The sequence below is a fragment of the Trichodesmium erythraeum IMS101 genome (genome assembly GCF_000014265.1).
Taxonomy (GTDB): domain Bacteria; phylum Cyanobacteriota; class Cyanobacteriia; order Cyanobacteriales; family Microcoleaceae; genus Trichodesmium; species Trichodesmium erythraeum.
Map to the genome: position 1 here is coordinate 1,201,368 of NC_008312.1, position 19,017 is coordinate 1,220,384.

The 19,017-nt window shown below is 33.5% G+C and carries 17 protein-coding genes and 1 tRNA gene; 16 read left to right on the forward strand and 2 right to left on the reverse strand.

The features are described 5' to 3' along the window. Window positions 1-1,006: 1,006 nt before the first annotated feature. From TERY_RS32225 to ureC, 9 genes are all read left to right on the forward strand, one after another. Window positions 1,007-1,252, forward strand: a complete 246-nt coding sequence (locus tag TERY_RS32225) for a hypothetical protein (protein ID WP_155994282.1) — start codon at window positions 1,007-1,009, stop codon at window positions 1,250-1,252. A gap of 668 nt (window positions 1,253-1,920) precedes the next feature. After that, complete coding sequence (locus TERY_RS03550; protein WP_011610567.1) at window positions 1,921-3,252, forward strand: 16S rRNA (cytosine(967)-C(5))-methyltransferase; 1,332 nt, start codon at window positions 1,921-1,923, stop codon at window positions 3,250-3,252. A gap of 1,139 nt (window positions 3,253-4,391) precedes the next feature. After that, window positions 4,392-4,718 (forward strand): urease subunit gamma, encoded by a 327-nt coding sequence (gene ureA / locus TERY_RS03555; RefSeq protein ID WP_011610568.1) that lies wholly within the window; start codon window positions 4,392-4,394, stop codon window positions 4,716-4,718. Between the two features lie 510 nt (window positions 4,719-5,228). Further along, window positions 5,229-5,537, forward strand: coding sequence for an urease subunit beta (locus TERY_RS03560; RefSeq protein WP_011610569.1), 309 nt, complete (start codon window positions 5,229-5,231; stop codon window positions 5,535-5,537). Window positions 5,538-5,630: 93 nt separating this feature from the next. Then, the gene (gene ureG, locus TERY_RS03565; RefSeq protein WP_011610570.1) at window positions 5,631-6,269 is read left to right on the forward strand and encodes an urease accessory protein UreG; all 639 of its coding nucleotides are present in this window, start codon (window positions 5,631-5,633) and stop codon (window positions 6,267-6,269) included. Beyond that, window positions 6,269-7,108: an urease accessory protein UreD gene (locus tag TERY_RS03570; RefSeq protein WP_011610571.1), complete on the forward strand. Its 840-nt coding sequence runs from the start codon at window positions 6,269-6,271 to the stop codon at window positions 7,106-7,108. The genes ureG and TERY_RS03570 overlap by 1 nt, the downstream gene beginning before the upstream one ends. Window positions 7,109-7,113: 5 nt before the next feature. Then, on the forward strand, window positions 7,114-7,641 hold the full coding sequence (locus TERY_RS03575) for an urease accessory protein UreE (protein ID WP_011610572.1): 528 nt from the start codon (window positions 7,114-7,116) through the stop codon (window positions 7,639-7,641). After that, complete coding sequence (locus TERY_RS03580; RefSeq protein WP_011610573.1) at window positions 7,641-8,339, forward strand: urease accessory protein UreF; 699 nt, start codon at window positions 7,641-7,643, stop codon at window positions 8,337-8,339. Before TERY_RS03575 ends, TERY_RS03580 begins: the two co-directional genes overlap by 1 nt. Window positions 8,340-8,956: 617 nt before the next feature. Continuing rightward, the gene (ureC, locus tag TERY_RS03585) at window positions 8,957-10,669 is read left to right on the forward strand and encodes an urease subunit alpha (RefSeq protein WP_011610574.1); all 1,713 of its coding nucleotides are present in this window, start codon (window positions 8,957-8,959) and stop codon (window positions 10,667-10,669) included. Window positions 10,670-11,557: 888 nt separating this feature from the next. On the opposite strand, the gene TERY_RS03590 is transcribed toward ureC, so the two are convergent. Then, window positions 11,558-11,644 (reverse strand) — tRNA-Ser (locus TERY_RS03590). 473 nt (window positions 11,645-12,117) lie between these two features. Between TERY_RS03590 and TERY_RS03595 the strand changes: the two genes are divergently transcribed. The 7 genes from TERY_RS03595 (at window position 12,118) to TERY_RS36105 (ending at window position 18,057) form a co-directional block, all read left to right on the forward strand. Next, window positions 12,118-12,486 carry a 2Fe-2S iron-sulfur cluster-binding protein gene (locus TERY_RS03595; protein ID WP_011610575.1) on the forward strand — a complete coding sequence of 123 codons (369 nt, stop codon included), beginning with the start codon at window positions 12,118-12,120 and terminating at the stop codon, window positions 12,484-12,486. Between the two features lie 16 nt (window positions 12,487-12,502). After that, entirely contained in the window at window positions 12,503-13,003 is a 501-nt protein-coding gene (locus TERY_RS03600) for a thermonuclease family protein (RefSeq protein WP_011610576.1), read from the forward strand. Between the two features lie 357 nt (window positions 13,004-13,360). Next, window positions 13,361-14,185: an inositol monophosphatase family protein gene (locus tag TERY_RS03605; RefSeq protein ID WP_011610577.1), complete on the forward strand. Its 825-nt coding sequence runs from the start codon at window positions 13,361-13,363 to the stop codon at window positions 14,183-14,185. Window positions 14,186-14,732: 547 nt separating this feature from the next. After that, a complete protein-coding gene (locus TERY_RS03610; RefSeq protein WP_011610578.1) occupies window positions 14,733-15,710 on the forward strand; it encodes a DnaJ domain-containing protein in 978 nt (325 codons plus the stop codon). Between the two features lie 155 nt (window positions 15,711-15,865). Beyond that, the gene (gene hisS / locus TERY_RS03615; protein WP_011610579.1) at window positions 15,866-17,269 is read left to right on the forward strand and encodes a histidine--tRNA ligase; all 1,404 of its coding nucleotides are present in this window, start codon (window positions 15,866-15,868) and stop codon (window positions 17,267-17,269) included. Between the two features lie 188 nt (window positions 17,270-17,457). Beyond that, window positions 17,458-17,826, forward strand: coding sequence for an NAD(P)-dependent oxidoreductase (locus TERY_RS36100; protein ID WP_011610580.1), 369 nt, complete (start codon window positions 17,458-17,460; stop codon window positions 17,824-17,826). Between the two features lie 105 nt (window positions 17,827-17,931). Continuing rightward, entirely contained in the window at window positions 17,932-18,057 is a 126-nt protein-coding gene (locus tag TERY_RS36105) for an NAD(P)-dependent oxidoreductase (protein ID WP_370497386.1), read from the forward strand. Window positions 18,058-18,233: 176 nt separating this feature from the next. On the opposite strand, the gene TERY_RS03625 is transcribed toward TERY_RS36105, so the two are convergent. After that, window positions 18,234-18,656 carry a DUF4359 domain-containing protein gene (locus TERY_RS03625; protein WP_011610581.1) on the reverse strand — a complete coding sequence of 141 codons (423 nt, stop codon included), beginning with the start codon at window positions 18,654-18,656 and terminating at the stop codon, window positions 18,234-18,236. Between the last annotated feature and the right edge of the window lie 361 nt (window positions 18,657-19,017).

Consider the following 19,017-nt stretch of genomic DNA (forward strand, 5'->3'; position numbering starts at 1 on the left):
AGCTAGACAATAATTTAGAAACTGAATAAGAGTTACGGAAAAACTCTGTATGTTAGGGGTGTTTTTCTGCACGATGTAAGTCAAAGATACTGATAATGGAAGACAATTATGGCAGAAATTCAGGAGTTAAGCGACAAGGAACAAATGAGTTGATGAATTATTGGTTAAACAGCTCCTGTTATAGCGCCGAATTTTATTAAAAGTAGATGGTTATTCAAAGATGAGTCAAGAGACTCAAGAAAAAATTAATCCTGACCCAAAATAGTTTCTAGTAAATGCTTTAATTATGACTTCTAGAATAGAAGAAAAATCTCGGGGTATTGATATCAAAATTATAACTTTATAGCCATTAAAGAAAAGGAGTCAAGGTTAAGTTTCTCACAGTAATTTCAGGTTACCAAAATCCCAAAATAATTTTCCTTGATAATTAATTAAAAAATCTATCTTTTTGCCAATATATTAGACATTAAATCTAGTATTTTTTTTTACAAAGATTAAAAATGATTGACTATTTGCCTTATAAATTAGTTCATAAAAATTTTATTAATAAATGATTATTACCCCGGTTTAATTGAAGAGATAAAATCCTGAATAATCAAATTAGCTTGTTTTTAGAAATAGAATTTAATGTGGATATTTTGGATTAAATGGTATTTGTAAATTTCTGATTAGTCTAGACCCAGAAAAACTATTTCTTAAATATCCAGTTTTTGCTATTGTAGAAGCTAAAAAAGAAAACTTAAACGGTGGTTCAGGAAAATATCTAGCAGAAATGATTGCAGGGAAAATATTTGAACGACAACAAGAAAATTATATTTTCCTAATTTACTAGGTCGTAAAAACTAGAAATATTTATAAATTTTTAAACTTAAAAAATGCATGATTTTAAATTAATTTAACTGAAGATTTTATTGACATTTAGATATAAATAAAATTTTAGATATTTTATTACTGGAAATTAGTAGTAATTTGCCAAAGCAATTGACTTCTGAGTAAAATAATTCTGTTGAAAATCATACAATGGTTAGGAGTTAATGGCCATTTTGCTTCCCAACATATTTGCGAAGCATTCCGAAGGAAAGTGCCCCGACAATATGGACTTTTATCTTTAATACTGAATAATACCGATGGGATAGGATATAATATTGGGTACTTCCGTAGTATTGGCGATCGCTCTAGCCCAGAAAATAATATCACCACTTTTTCGACACAAGATTCTTCTTTTGTCCAATCAACAAAAATTGTTAACTAGGAACTCTTTCAAAATCTCTTATATTCCGAATTAGACCAATTATCATGCATTGATGCTATGGTTCAATGCTGTTTAGTTAAAATTTTTTTTGCAGTTCTGTAACCTCACAAGTTTATCTAATGGTTCCATACTTTGTGAGTTTTAGTCTTATATAAACTGTATTATGCTATACTTATGCAACACTTCAGTTATTAAATAATTAATATAAATAGAATATAAATAGCATAACTTTTTTTGTATAATTAATGCTCTCGAATTGTGTTAATTTTATAAATGTTATACGGAGGTTGTATGAAATATCTCTACTTTACCGATGTTCCATGTAATGTCTCTACTACTCCAACCTTGGAGTTGTATATAATCAGATTATATAGTATATGTTTATCATTCTATAATTACTTAAATATCCCTTACTTTTCTGCTCGTAATTTCCAACTATATAATAATTATTTAACGGAATTTTATATGAGGAGTAGATATCTTACTAAAGGTGCTAAGTAGATTTTTTTTTGATAAATGATTAGAGTATAATTATAATTTTAATCATAATAATTATAGTGATAGATATAGTTTATCACTAAATTTATAAAGTTAAATAATGGCTCTAAATCATGTTATTATTTTTGTTAAAATTTTAAAACAATCTAGAATTTTAAAAATTAATTCCAGTGAATAATAATCCTCGTCAACTAGCTTTTATTATCCTCCAAGAAATATATCGAAAACAAGTTTTTACTGATGTTGCTCTAGATAGACATCTGAAAAAAAATGACTTAATAGATGCTAACCGCAGATTAGTTACAGAATTAGTTTATGGTTGTGTGAGAAGGCAGCGATCGCTTGATGCTATTATCGACCAATTAGCAAAAAAGAAATCTCCCCAACAACACCCATATTTACGGATAATTCTCCATATTGGTTTATATCAATTATCTTATTTAGAACAAATTCCAGAATCAGCAGCAGTTGATACAACAGTTGAGCTAGCTAAACAAAATAAATTTGCTAAATTAGCTGGTTTTGTTAATGGTTTACTCCGAGAATATATTCGGCAGAACTTAACTATAAATCTCCCAGAAAATCCTGTTCAAAAATTAGGAATATCTTATAGTTTTCCTAACTGGATAGTTAAATATTGGATAGAAGAATTAGGTTTAACTGAAGCTGAAAAATTATGCTATTGGTTCAATCTATCCCCTAGTATTGATTTAAGAATTAATCCACTCAAAACTTCTGTTGAAGAAGTAGAAATAGCTATGAAAAATATAGGTATTTCTGTTAGTAGAATTTTGCAAGTTCCCCAAGCTTTAAGATTAAATGGGGCAGTGGGGCAAATTCAAAAATTACCTGGTTATAATGAAGGTTGGTGGTCAATTCAAGATAGTAGCGCTCAGTTAGTTTGTTATTTATTAAATCCTCAACCAGGAGAAATAATAATTGATGCTTGTGCTGCACCTGGAGGTAAGACAACTCATATAGGGGAATTAATGGGAGATAATGGTAAAATTTTTGCTATTGATATGACTGCTTCTAGGTTGAAAAAATTAGAATCAAATACTGAAAGGCTACAGTTAAAATCTATCTCTATTTCTAGAGGTGATAGTCGAAATTTAACTGAGTTTATTAATCAAGCTGACCGGGTTTTATTAGATGTACCTTGTTCTGGTTTAGGTACTTTACATCGTAGGGCAGATGCACGGTGGAGAAAAACTTTAGAGAATATTGGAGAATTGGCTAAACTTCAGGGTGAGTTGCTAGAAAATGCTGCTAAATGGGTGAAGCCTGGGGGTGTCTTAGTATATGCTACTTGCACAATTTATCCCTTAGAAAATGAGGGAGTTATTGAGAAATTTTTAACTAATAATTATGAGTGGGAAATTGAAGCACCAACTGTAGATTTTATGGTTTCACCTTGTAGGGAAGGATGGATAAAAATTTGGCCTCATAGAGAACAAATGGATGGATTTTTTATGGTTAAATTAAGACGCAAGGTTATTTAGCATTTCTCTGTTTAACTAGCTAAATTTACGATTCATCTAAATATTTCTCAAAATCTATGGTTTATAAATATATTTATTAATATTAAAATAAAAAGTGAATATATTTAGTCAAAAAATTTTTTTATGGTTTACCTCCCTAGTTAGAAAAAAATCCCAGAACAAGATTGATATGGGATAAAATAACCTAGCTATATTAACGTTAAATCAAGTAGGTATGAAACCATTATTAATAAATGGTATATCTTTGAAATCTATCAATCAGTACTAGAACAAAGTTAGAGGCATTTTTTAAGCTCTTCTCAAAGAAAAGAAATCAGGTCAAAGGCTGAAAAAAAATTCTAATAAAAGAGAATTTCAAGTCAATAATTATCTCAGATATTGAATCTAGTTTGATTCTTAATAATCAAATCACTAACTTTTAGAGGATATTCTGATAATTGGCAAAAATTAGGAGTGTAAACAGGATATTAATTTAGGAAAAAAGAAGAATCAAAATATTTTTTAGATAGTCTATGCTAAGTTAATATAAATCTTATATTGTCTAGTAAAAATGGTAATAATTAAGGTAATTTTTAGCGGATAATCTTATACCTAAAAATTAATTTTTATGGATATTGATGCAATTATTGTAAACAAAAATTGTGAGAAAAATTAGTCAACTTTTAGTGAAAAAAGGGTGAAATGGGGTTGGTATCAGATAGGATGTGGAAGATTGATTAATGCTGATGTTAATGGTTCTTTTCTCCTGGTGATGATAGCAACAATCCTAAATACCTTTTACTATAGGAGTTAGGGTGTTGTAATTAACCTATCTACGGGTAACGCCAACAAAATAAAACTATGGCATGTTTGACTATATTTTTATAACTATAAGGTGACAAGAAATAGAGAATAAGTCACAGAATAATGTCCTAGTATATTTGTATAGTCTTATAAATTAGGAACAATAAACCCCGGGGGCAAGAAGCTGCTATTGCCATGCCTCATAACAACAATAATGGATCATCGGTACTGTGTAAGTCTTAATATTTTTTTGCTACAAAATTGATGTTTTTTGTATAAATAAAGACTTTTTTAAATTTATTTTTTGGTAAAATATTTTAGTGAGCTTATTAAATATCTTAAAGACTCTATAAATAATGCAGCTATCACCCCAAGAAAAAGACAAATTAATGATTTTTACTGCTGCTCTACTTGCAGAAAAACGAAAGGAAAAAGGGATTAAATTAAACTATCCTGAAGCAGTAGCGTATATTTCTGCGGCTATATTAGAAGGTGCTAGAGAAGGAAAAACAGTAGCTGAATTGATGAGTTACGGCAGAACGGTTTTAAACCAGAATGAAGTAATGGAAGGGATATCAGAAATGATTGAAGAAGTGCAGGTAGAAGCTACCTTCCCAGATGGTACTAAATTAGTGACAGTGCACAATCCTATTATAATAAAAGAAAATGATTTGGCTGAATAAATATATGATACCCTAATATAGGAGTCAGGTAGAGGAGCGATCGCTCAAGAGAAGTAAAAAGTTCAGAATTTAGCAGGCAGAAAAGGAACAGAAAAGATATTTTTTTCCTAATTTAAGTAGGGATATAAATTCTATCTAATTCGTAAAGTAAATGGGCTACTTGAAGGCATGATAAAGGAGTTGGAGATCAGAAAAAAAAGGAGGTGGAGCTATCTTTTTAAGAAGCCTAGTGATTTGAGAAATAATTGATAATTGCTAGAGAAATAGCTATAATTTAGAATCCTATTTGAGCTTAAAACCTAGATTTGCAGGAATTTTTAACCTAAAATCACAAACATAATTGACATCCTCCCGACATTAAATCAGGATTTTTTAGTTAGTGATAAAAAATGAAAATGAGGTCTCGGGTATACCCTCGGATAGGGAATGAAAAAAAATCAACTTCGGTCTTTTAAGCATGGAGCTTCAACGGTCGGTACAGATAATTAATAACTGATAATTGAAATTACAATGATCCCAGGAGAAATAATTACTCAAATAGGTGAAATTGAATTGAATTCCGGGCGTTCAACAATTCAGGTAATAGTAGCTAATACAGGCGATCGCCCGATTCAAATTGGTTCTCATTTTCATTTTTATGAAGTCAACTCGGCCTTAGAGTTTGAGCGTGAACCTACTAAAGGAATGCGTTTAAATATTCCAGCGGGTACAGCAGTTAGGTTTGAACCAGGAGATGAAAAAGAAGTCGAGTTAGTGGCGATCGCAGGTAGTCGAGAAATATACGGTTTTAACTCTTTAGTTAATCAAAAATTAGAATAAAAAAAAGAAGATTTTTAGGGTCAAAAAATAAGGTCTCAAGCCTTCCGTCTAAAAGGAATAAAAAAAAGAAAATACTGATAATTGATAACTGAAATGACAACAGCAGCTAGGTTAGGAATTGGTGGTCCTGTAGGTAGTGGCAAAACTGCCTTGCTAGAATGCATTGTTCCCCTTTTAACCAACCAAGGTATTGAAGTAGCCATAGTAACTAACGACCTACTTACTACTGAAGACGCAGAGCGACTCAAAAGTGGAGGCATCTTACCTCGGGATCGAATTATTGGAGTGGAAACAGGTAGTTGTCCTCATACAGCTATCAGAGAAGACCCAACCATGAATATTTTAGCAGTACAAGACTTGGAACAATTATTTCCTAATCTGAATCTGATAATGATAGAAAGTGGGGGAGATAATCTTGCTTCTACCTTTAGTTACGACTTAGTAGATGCCTATATTTTTGTGATAGATGTAGGGGCAGGAGATGATATTCCTCGTAAAAAAGGACCTGGTTTTATGCAAGCTGACTTAGTAGTAATTAACAAAATTGATCTAGCTCCTTATGTCAATGCTAATTTAAATTTAATTCGTAAAGAAGCATCAGTATATCGTCAAAGTAAACCGATTGCTTATACCAATTGTAAAACCGGAGTTGGATTGAATGAGGTAGTTAATTTTATTCTAGAGAGAGTTTTATTTCGCACTGCTTTGTCAGTAAAGAATTTGGAAAAGTGATGAGCACAAACAATTTGGATATCAAACTAAATTGCAATAGTTCTGGTCAAACTATAGTAACTCATCAGTATACGACTCATCCTTTGCGTTTATCTGGTGTATTTCGTTTGGATACTACTGATCCGCGTACTGCTTACTTGTACCTTATTAATACATCACCCGGGTTATTAGCTGGAGATAACTTGAGTTTATCTTTACAGCTAGAAAAGGGAACGAGTGTTTATCTTACTGACCAAGCTGCTATTAAAGTTCATGCTATGCCAATGACAACTACTAAAGCAAATACAAATATAAAAATTAAAGTCGAAGCAGGAGCAAGATTAGAATTAGTAGCAGAACCTATAATCTTATTTGCAGATGCAGCATTAGAACAAACTACTTATATTCAACTTCATTCTAGGGCAGAACTTTTTTGGAGCGAGATTATTCTTCCTGGGAGACTAGCTAGAGGAGAGTGGTACGAATTTCGCTACTATTTGAGTCAGTTAGAGATAACCTCGATGACAGAAGAAATATGTTTTAGGGATGCTATTCACTTAGAAGGAAAGCAGAATATATTCAAGCACAGGGATCTATTTGCTGCAAAACCTGTACTTGCTAATTTAATTGTAGTTCAACCACATAGCGATCTTGAAGTACTTAGTCAAAAGCTTGAAAATCTTGAAGCAGCTAATTGTCCTGATCTGCTTTTAGGTAGCTCTATATTACCAAACAATAAAGGTTTATTGCTTCGTGCTTTAGCCAGTAAAACTCCACAAATAAAAAAGTATATTAAATATGCTTTAAATTGTGTTCGTAATTTAACGAACCGCTCTAGTTTGCCCTATATTTCTAAATGAATTGAATGCTCGATCAAACCAGAGAAATAGCACAAACTTATTTAGGTAATTTGACAAAAGATGCAAACCTAGCCCAAAGGGTAAAAACAGCCCACACACTCTCTAATTGTTTAGAGACATATCTGAGTCAAACCGATAGTTCCAAAGGAAGAATTCTCGCTGAATCAACTTCTGGAATAATTGTAGGTATTATTAAAAGTAGAGATTGGTCGATATGCGAAGGAGATGTATTTATTACCAAATCTGGTAAGCTATTATTAATTCATCTACAGGAGCAAAAATTGATGGTATTGAGTTTCACCGCACCTGTAGAAAACCACGCCATACAACTGGTTCATCTAGGTCATGTTTTGGGTAATCATCACTGGCCAATAATTATTAAAAAAAATAGAATCTATATTCAGTTAATAGTAGACCCAGGAATAATTGAAGCTACTATTGCTAAATTTCAAATTCCTGGTTTGAAAATAGATTATGAATTGCGATCTCCCCAAGAACATTTCCAATTTTCCCAGCATAGTCATCATAGCTAATGATTAATTCTGACATATCCGAACAACTTGCCTTAATGCAGTTATCTGATTCTTTTTTTCCAACTGGTTCTTTTACTTTTTCTCACGGACTAGAGACCTTGGTTCAAACTGGAAAAATTCAGTCGCAGCCAGAAATTTTGTATTTCTTGCAGATATTATTACGGAACAAAGTTGGAGTTAGTGATGTGGTAGCATTAATTCACAGTTATCGTGGTTGTAAGAACGGAGATATAGAAGCAGTGAGAGTTGCAGATAGGATGTTATTTGTTCAAACAGCGATCGCTAAAAATAGAGAAACTCAGCGTCAAAGTGGACGAGCTTTACTAATGGTAGCTAGTTCTACTTGGCAAGATGAACGATTAAAAACTCTTAATATAGATGCTGTTAGCGGGAATATACACTGTTTACACCCAGTTATTTTTGGTGCAGTTACTTCGGTAGTAGGTTTAGACGAACGAAACGCAGTGTTAGCTTTTTTGCATGGTTTAGTGACTAATATATTGGGGGCAGCTATTCGTTTAGGTATTTTAGGACATATACAAGCACAGCAAATTTTACTCCAATTAGTACCAGACATTGAAGCGGTTTGGTCAACTGCTGTATCAATGAATCTAGAGCAAATGTGGTCTTGTACTCCTTTTATTGATATTGCTCAAATGCAACATCCTAAATTGGCTCATAAATTATTTGCTAATTAAGGCATGAAAATTAAATAAGATCCAAAAATAAACATAGTAATGATAGGCTAATTGTTATAAATTCCTTTAAGCAAACTAATTCTCCTTTAGCTTGAGTTATAAATTGCGTATATTTTATCTATAGAAATAGGTTTCTTTTGACCGCCAACATATAGTTGATTGCAATATACTAAACTTTAATTCCAAATATATCTGCAACAACCAAATAGCTAATTGAATTTAGTTATTTGAATATGACTAGGATATACACCATATTTATATCTAGCTTTTAATTTAGTGTCTTTGCATAAGCCCTCAAAAATTATTAGGACAAAAACATTGACACCCATAGTAAAATAGTGTACTTAAATTAGGCATCGTTTATAAATAGTCTACTTCCTTTAATGTCCCTGTTTTAATAAATGTTAACTTTTCACCAAATGCCTTGGCGTCGTAAGTCCTGATCATCAAGATTTATAATTGTACAGCTAATTGAAACTTCCATTTTTAACAAAAAGTACTTTTTTTCAACCAAATTCAACAATAAATATCTTTATTGAACAAGCATTTAATAGTAATCTTTGATCATGGAAACATTTTTTATTTAATTAAAACTTTATCAAGTAGGAATTCAAGTTATGAGTTATCGTATGAATAGACGGACCTATGCCGAGACCTTTGGTCCAACAGTAGGCGATCGCGTTCGTTTGGCAGATACAGAATTATTTATTCAAGTTGAAAAAGATTACACGACCTATGGTGATGAAGTCAAGTTTGGTGGTGGTAAAGTAATTCGTGATGGCATGGGACAATCTCCCATATCCCGTGAAGGTGGTGCGGTAGATTTAGTAATTACCAATGCCCTAATTTTAGATTGGTGGGGTGTGGTCAAAGCGGATATTGGAATTAAAGACGGCAAAATTCATAAAATAGGTAAAGCAGGTAATCCTTATATTCAAGATCGGGTAGATATTATCATTGGTCCATCTACTGAAATAATTGCCGGAGAAGGACATATTATCACGGCCGGGGGAATAGATAGTCATATTCACTTTATTTGCCCTCAACAAATAGAAATAGCGATCGCTTCTGGGATAACAACAATGATAGGAGGTGGCACAGGTCCGGCCACGGGTACTAATGCTACAACCTGTACTCCTGGTCAGTGGAATATTTGGATGATGCTGCAAGCTGCCGATGCTTTTCCAATGAATTTGGGTTTTTTGGGAAAGGGAAATAGTGCCAAACCAGAAGGGTTAATAGAACAAATTAAAGCTGGAGCCATGGGTTTAAAACTTCATGAAGACTGGGGAACAACTCCTGCCGCCATAGATACTTGTTTAAGTGTTGCCGATGAATATGACGTACAAGTAGCTATCCATACAGATACCCTTAATGAAGCAGGTTTTGTTGAAAATACGATCGCTGCCTTTAAAGATCGAGTAATTCATACCTATCATACTGAAGGTGCGGGAGGTGGACATGCACCAGACATTATTAAAGTTTGTGCCCTCAAAAACGTATTACCTTCTTCAACTAATCCGACTCGTCCTTTTACAGTCAATACTTTAGAAGAACATCTTGATATGTTAATGGTGTGTCACCACCTTGATAAAAACATTCCTGAAGATGTAGCTTTTGCTGAATCTAGAATACGTAAAGAAACTATTGCTGCAGAAGATATTCTGCATGATTTAGGAGCATTTAGCGCTATTGCGTCTGATTCTCAAGCAATGGGTAGAGTGGGAGAAGTTATTATTCGTACTTGGCAAACTGCTCACAAAATGAAAGTACAAAGAGGTATTTTAGCTTCTGAGAAAAAGGAAGTAGCAGATAATTTTCGTGCTAAACGCTACATTGCTAAATATACTATAAATCCGGCAATTATGCACGGTATTGCTGATTATGTTGGTTCTATTGAAGCCGGTAAACTAGCGGATATTTGCCTTTGGAAACCTGCTATGTTTGGGGTCAAGCCCGAAATAGTTATTAAAGGTGGTGCGATCGCTTGGGCACAAATGGGGGACCCCAATGCTAGTATTCCGACACCCCAACCTGTATATATGCGTCCCATGTTTGGTAGCTTTGGTGGTGCAACTTCCAGTACTTCTTTAACTTTCGTCTCTCAAGAGGCATTAGACGCTGAGATACCTAAAAAAATCAATTTAAAAACCCCTGCTGTAGCTGTGAGTAATACACGAAATATTAGCAAGGCAGACATGAAACTAAATGAAGCTACACCTAAAATAGAAGTAAACCCTGAAACTTATGAAGTGAGAGCAGATGGTGAACTATTAACTTGTGAACCTGCCTATGTTTTACCAATGACCCAACGTTATTTTTTATTTTAAACAAAACTAATCTTTCTATGATTCAGTAAGTATTTATATTTAAGATCTCCCTGAAAATTTGACTCCTGAGCAGATAGACTTACCCAAACTCCTAGATAATACCCTATTTTTAGGGACAAATCGCGAATTGACCCTACTAGATATAGCGTTGGTGCCTAAGTCCTCATACTAACATTTTGGTAGTTTTTCAATATTTTTGGTGGTTTGCTCAATTACTTATACTCCCACTCCATCGTAGTTTTTGGGGAACTTGATATCCTCAGTAATATAATATTGATATCATTAATATCAGTGGCACAGAAGAAAAATTTTTAGCATTCATAAGGACAGCTATAGTTTTCAGCAAACACATCTTAGATAGTTCTACTTCTAATGTAGCTATCCCAACAACTGTTGCATTTTTTGTACATATTTGAACTAAGTTCAAAGCTTTTGGGGAGATACACTCAGCGATCGCTAATCTAATCTAACCTAATTTTCTCTTTAATATTATCCTATTTTTTGATGATAAATTTTTCATTTTTATCCACCCTTCCTATATAAGTTAAATTTTTTTTCTATAGTTGATTAAAGATAGATATATTATTACCATATCCCAAATCAATTAACACCAAAAAAAGTATTTAATAATTAGAACAAATAATTAGAACAACTTGTTTATTACAGGAGATAATCAAAATATTAAATTCGGTAATTTTGAGAGGACTAAGCCAAAGTCTTGATTAATAACTCAAACTTATTTATGTTGTTAAACAACTTAAACCATTAAACCAGAACCTAAAGTTTGATAAGTTCCTATAAACCTATTCTTAGATAAGAGATAGACCCATGGAAACAAATAGAACAGAACCTAAGTTTTAGCAAATTACTGAAAGCTAATTTTAAAAACGGAGAGGGGGGGATTCGAACCCCCGTATGAGTCACCCCATAACAGCATTTCCAGTGCTGCGCCTTAAACCACTCGGCCACCTCTCCAGAAAACAATATTATATAATCTTTAATTTAACCGCAATTACACTATAATAGCAGAAACAACTTAAATTTAGCAACCCCCTGAAAGAAAAAAATTTTCTCTAGGATTTTGGACCAATATCAAATAAGATTAACAGTAGCAATATGCACTAATACCAATTAACCTTAAAGATGTCACAAATAGTTTCAAACATAAGATGTGAAAGAATTTCCTAAAATTACTGAGTGGGTCAAAGTTTTGAATATTGAAAATCTTAATCCATAAATACATGAATTTCACCCTTGGGGAAGGTAAGGGGGGAGGCGACTTTTGACTTCTGTAAAACAGTTAATTGTCTTTGAAATTGGAATAAGCTAAAAAACTTTTTTAATAAACTTTTGCCTTCCGAGTATAAGTATATAAGCTACCTTTTAGTCATATCATCAATAACTAAAGTCAAGCATCCTGAGAAATAACCATAAAATCTAAAAACGTTATGTCCTCTTATCACCAGATTCACATACACGATCGCCAAAATAATAACAATTATAGACTCCAAGTTCCCGAAGATCGCTACATTCTTCACAGCGCTGAGAACCAAGGAGTAGAATTACCATTTTCCTGCCGTAATGGCGCTTGTACTACTTGTGCAGTTAGAGTCATCTCGGGCCTTGTCTATCAACCTGAAGCAATGGGGCTATCCCTAGAGCTACAAAAACAAGGTTATGCCCTTTTATGTGTTAGTTATGCTCGTTCTGACCTATTCGTAGAAACACAGGATGAAGATGAAGTGTATGAACTACAATTTGGTCGCTACTTTGGTAAAGGAAAGATGCGAATTGGACTGCCATTGGATGAAGACTAGAATAATTTATCTACTTATGGCCTCCATATTTTTAGTTAGTTGTCAAAACCATTACTTTAACTCAGACAAAATGACTAGAGTAGAAAGGGTGGTTAGTGGCCAAACTATAGAAATAGCTGACCGTTCCGTGGCTGTACCTGTACTAGAACCAATTCGCCTAATTGGTATTCAAGCGCCAGATATTAGACAAAAACCTTGGGGACAAGAAGCAAAAATTCAACTAGAAAAATTAACTTTGGGGCAAGAAGTATTCTTAGAATTTGATGTTGAGGAGAAAGATAGATTCGATAACCTACTAGCTTATGTTTGGCTAGAAAAAAAACTAATCAATGAATTTTTGGTAAAAGAAGGTTGGGCTTTAGCAAAGCCAGATTTTCCTAATACTAAGTACATGGAACGTCTAATTCATGCTCAAGAAAGAGCTAGAATTATGGGACTAGGTATTTGGAACCCAGACCAACCAATGCGTCAAACTCCTGCACAATTTCGTAGACAAAATCTTGATAAAAAAAGATAGTAGATTTTAGTTAGAATTCTCCAGTCGTTTTTAGGCGCGGTGAGAATTCTATTAAGCTCAAACTCAGGGAAGTTTAAAACTGCAAAAGCAACTCTTTTCAGACGGTGAGCGTGAAACCTTGACCCTAGTCAAATCCCTTGTCTACCTATCATATCAGTTTTTTTGTCTCGGACTAAATATAGGTGGTTAACTAATTAAAATAACATATGTATCCAAAAAAAACAACTAAAAAGTTGCGGCCTTGTGGAAAAGGCTTTAAAACTAACTTTTAGATCAGCTTATCTGATATAAAATACTACAGGTTATAGGTAAATTATTAGTTTTTCGTCTTAATATTAATCAAGTTAATTATTTTTTATGAGTATAGAGGAATTAGAATTTTTCTTGGATATTGCGACTGAAGCTGCTCTTGCTGGTGGTGCAGAGTTAATATCTTACTGGGGTAATCTCCAAAATATTCAAGAAAAAGGTAGTCCAGGAAATTTGGTAACTGAAGCAGACAAAGCAGCAGAAGAGGTGATCATTAAAGTTTTACAACGACATTTGCCAGAGCATGGCATTTTGAGCGAAGAAGCAGGAGAGTTGGGAAGTAGAAAAAGTAGATATCTATGGGCAATAGACCCTTTGGACGGTACTACTAATTTTGCTCACCAATATCCTTTTTCAGCTTCTTCGGTAGGATTATTAATTGATGGAGTCCCACAGGTGGGAGTAGTATTTAATCCAATTCTAGAAGAATTGTTTCGTGCTGCTAAAGGGTTGGGGGCAACTCGCAACCGAAAGCCAATTTCTGTTTCTAAAACTACTACTTTACAAAAAAGTTTAGTAATTACCGGTTTTGCTTATGACCGTCGGGAAACAACAGATAATAACTATAAAGAGTTTTGCCAAATGTGTCATTTAACTCAAGGAGTAAGACGTTCCGGATGTGCTTCTTATGATTTATCTTCTATTGCTTGTGGTCGTGCAGATGGTTATTGGGAAAGAGGTTTGTCTCCTTGGGATATAGCTGCTGGTATAGTGGTTTTAGAAGAAGCAGGAGGAAAAGTGACGGCTTACAATAGTAGTCCTTTCGATATCAAGTCGGGCAAAATTTTAGCTACTAATGGCAAAATTCACGATTTGATGAGTAAAGCTTTGATTGAAACTCCACCTTTAGCTCATTGGAATACGGAATACTAGTGGTTGTAAATTATAATGGTAATCTATTTTCATGATTTGGGTCTAACTAACAATTCATTTCACAGAAAATTTGCATACCAGCAGGAAAATAGGGCTTGTACATTCAGTCATGGATGACTTCTGACTTCTGAGGTAGGGAATGGCAGTGGGAGCGTCTTACTTCTATAGACATCTAAAAAAAATACTGATTGATTTGGGAATGGCGGCGCAAGGGTTTCATCACCGTTTTTGGATGTGTTTCATGTTTGGTATTGTTGATTCACATCTATACATTACACAAGTATAATTACCGTATACTACAGCTATTTTCAGAAATATAGAACATATCCTTAATATCAAATCCGGTTGAAGAGTTATTCTCTAGTTGGAGGTAGGGGGTAGGGTAAATTGAAGTAATTATAGAATTCTAAATATATACTATATAACTAGATTCTATATAAGAAGAAAAATCCTTGTAGGAATGTTTCATAGAACTTCTGTATTTTTGTCTACTAATTATGAACAATACTATAAATTACATTTAATAGAAATTTGAGGAGTATTTATAATGTTTATTTTTTCACAGGGATTATTTAAATTTGATTTTACAGACCATCATGCAATTTTAGGAGTTTCTCTGGATGCGGAGTTTGATGAGATTCGGAAAAGATATATGTGGCTGGCACGTCGTTTACACCCTGATACCTGTCCTTTTGAAAAGGATATAGATAAGGAATTGGCTAATGAGTTATTATCTAAATTTGTGAGTCCAGCTTATAATAAATTTTCTAAGAAAAAGGAGCGCGCTGAACTTTTTGTCGTCCTTAAGGAATTAAGGAATAATATTACTTATAACCGTAGTCAGATTGAACTGAAAACTGATATAGCTAAACAAATTGCTCACGGGGGAAATTACAAAAAAACATATAAATTAGCTATTCAAGAATTGAGCGATCGCCAGTATCAATATTTAGATAAAACTTTAGAAATTACAGGAGAAATTAGTGAGCTAAACTTAGCTTATCTTCTACGTAAACAAACTCAAAATCAAGATTATGTAATGCCACAGCGACCACCAACACAACCACCTAAAGATAACAATAAATCTACAACTATAAAACCAAAGGCTCAAAATTCTTTGGTAGATCAAGCTTGCCGTCGTGCAGAAACTTTCATTTCTACGAAAAATTATGCTCAAGCAATTTTGGAGTTGAAAGGTACTCTAAAAACAGATCCAAATGATAGTCGTTATCATGCTTTATTAGGATTTTGCTATTTACACCAAAATCAAAATACAATGGCAAAAATTGAAATTAAAAAAGCTCTATCATTAAACCCTAAAGATCCAAAAGCATTAGAGGTACAAAAAATATTGGAACAAGCTAAATCTAGTAATAATGATAGGAAAAAAACAGGTAAAGTAGCAAGTAAAACTAAACAGAAAGTAAATAAAACTGAGGTAGCAAGTAAAACTAAACAGAAAGTAAATAAAACTGAGCAAGCGGGTGGTTTATTTGGAGCTCTTTTTGGCAGGAATAAAAAGTAAGGAATAAAAATGTTTTTAAAGGTTATAGGCTAAGAGCACAGATACCTCATTCCTACCTAATAACTCTAGCTCTTAATTCCTATGACCAGGGGACGACTTTATGCAAAATCCCTACTTACTCTCTGCTCTAAAGAAAAAAATATCTGAGGTTAAAAATGGCAAAAGCAGATAAAATTAATTATAGTTGTCCGAGTGGTTTTCCCGAATTTCTACCTGGTGAAAAACGATTGGAAAGTTATTTAATGGATACAATTCGTCAGGTGTTTGAACGCTACGGATTTACACCTATTGAAACTCCAGCAGTAGAACGTTTAGAAGTACTACAAGCTAAAGGAAATCAAGGGGATAATATTGTTTATGGTTTATCTCCAATTTTACCTCCAAATCGTCAGGCAGAAAAAGACCAAGCAGGAGATAGTGGTTCAGAAGAAAGGGGGTTAAAATTTGACCAAACTGTTCCTTTAGCTGCTTATATTGCTCGGCATTTAAATGCTTTAAATTTTCCTTTTGCTCGTTATCAAATGGATGTGGTTTTTCGAGGTGAGCGGGCAAAAGATGGTCGTTTTCGACAGTTCAGACAATGCGATATTGATGTTGTAGGTAGAGGAAAATTAAGTTTATTATATGATGCACAAATTCCAGCTATTATTGCTGAAATATTTGAAGCTATTAAAATTGGAGATTTTCTAATAAGGATTAATAATCGTAAGGTTTTGACTGGTTTTTTTGCATCTGTGGGTGTGTTAGTAGAGAATATTGTTTCCTGTATTCGGATTGTTGATACTGTGGAAAAAGTGGGAGAAGTCAAGGTAAAAAAAGCTTTGAAAGAAATTGGTTTATCTGAAGATCAAGTAGAAAAAGTTTGGGATTTTACTAATATTAAGGGTACCGTTGATGATGTTTTAGATAAGTTGAAAAGTATGACAAAAACTGTGGAAAATTCTGAGGTTTTAAGTCAGGGAATTTATGAGTTAGAAACAGTAATTTCTGGGGTCAGAAATTTGGGAGTTTCAGACCAACGTTTTTGTATTGATCTATCAATAGCTAGGGGATTAGATTATTATACAGGTACAGTTTATGAAACGACTTTAATAGGGCATGAAGCTTTAGGAAGTATTTGTTCTGGGGGTAGATATGAAGAATTAGTTGGAACGTTTATTGGGGAAAAAATGCCTGGGGTTGGTATTTCTATTGGTTTAACTAGATTAATGAGTCGTTTATTAAAGGCGGGTATTCTGGAATCTTTTGCTCCTACTCCAGCAACAGTTATGGTTGTGAATATGCAGGAAAGTTTGATGGCTACTTATTTGGATGTTTCCCAAAAATTGCGTCGTAGTGGGATGAATGTTATAACAAGTTTTGATGGTCGTGGAGTTGGAAAACAATTACAACAAGCTGATAAGCAGAAAATTCCTTTTTGCATTATTATTGGCTCTGAGGAAGCAGCAGCTAATATGTGTAGTTTAAAAGATTTAAGAACTGGAGAACAAATGAAAGTGCCTATAGGGAGTTTAGCAGATGTATTAAAACAAAGACTGAGTAATATCATCTCTGGTTGAATATTTATAATTAAGTTTTGTAGTAGGGCTTTAGCTTTATTTTTCTTAGGGCTAAGACTCTACTATAAACAATTTTTTTTTGACCACTTACTATTTGGGAATGATGTATCAACTTAATGAAACAGCGTTCCCGGTAGTGTTGTGTAGCAATATGGCTCTTAAACAGGTTTCACTACTTGAAGTTAATTATGTCTCTAGGAGCAGGTGTTAATAGAATTTTAGAAGATCCACATTTACCAGATAATATCTCTATTGTGCGTTTGGTCTGTGAAAGCAAAAGGTTGCAAATGGTAGAGTATGTGACTATGGCTGTTTTGATTTTTCAAGGGCGGTTGCTTGAATATCAAGTATTACAGACATCACAATGTTGGAAATATTTATCTGTACAAGATGCTACTTCATTGACTGTGGGGGTTTTGGTCTTGGGGAACTTTGGCTTGATGGTTGCCAAAAAACTAAAATTGATGGGTTTTCCTGTTCATGGCTGGAGTAGAACTCCTAAAGCATTTGTAGGAGTGGAGTGCTTTCACGGGAAGGAACAGTTTAAGTTTTCTTAGAATAATGTCAGGCGATCGCCTGTTTGTTACTAGTCACGCTACAAACTTAAGGTATTCTTTGCCATAAATTTTTTTCGGCTTTGCCTCCAGGAGCTTATTTAATTAATTAATGTTCCGCGAGGCAAGCACTTGGTAGAATCAGATTTATTCGCTGCATTAAATTCTGGTCAAATTGCTAGTGCCTGTCTGGATGTTTTTGATATTGAACCTTTGCCTATAGAATATCCTTAATTGTAGGGCTAGCTCTGGTGGATGTAGTAACATTCTGTAAGGGTAACCCAGGGACAATAAGGCTTTCTTGGGTTTCATTTTGTTCTACAAAGGCCTACATATTTAGGCATATCAGTCGAGTCGGGATATTCTATTGAATATCCCGACAAAGGTTAGCAAGTAAGCATGAATTGTCATTAATTTTTATCAATTTTCTCTGGTGGAAATGTAAGAAAGTTTCCCACCCCACCAATAGTATGATATCTATTACCATGAAATTCAGTTGTATAAGTACTAAATAATATTAAGTTTTGACGTCTGGTGGCATTATCCATTAATTCTTTAATAGTAGTTCTTTGACTTTTAATTAACTTTTCACAACTCTTAATTAAACTTTCTGTATAATCATTCAAAAAGTCTGGCACTTTAGATTCTTTACAAACAGATTCTTTAATCTGAGTTGCCAGTTTATTAGAAGCATAATTAACATATTCATCTCTAGGAGGATTAGTAAATCCCAATACTGTAGCTCCTACTGTTAAAGCGATCGCTCCTGCTTTGCTTATACCCCAAAATAGGGGTGGTTTGGTATAGCCATTGGATTTCTTATCTTGTAACATAATTAGAAACTCCTGATTGTTTTGTATAGCTGATTGTTTTTTATAGTCTGCATAGAAAAAATTATAGGCTAGTTGTCAGCATTCGGCCATAAACTTTTGAAAGAATCAAGCAATTACTAATAAATAGATTAAATACATTTCTACAATAGTTATATTTTTAACTACATCTTAATATAATCTAATTTCCGGAAAAATTTTTAATTGCTAGTATCGCTCTAGGCAAATATCATAGGATATCTATCTTTTCCCTGACAACAGATTTTTTTTGTTGAGGACAAAAAATTTAGTGCTATGGTACTAGTCCTTTATGGTAACGATATACGGGAAAAAGGAATACCACTGCACAGGAGCAAAATGATCC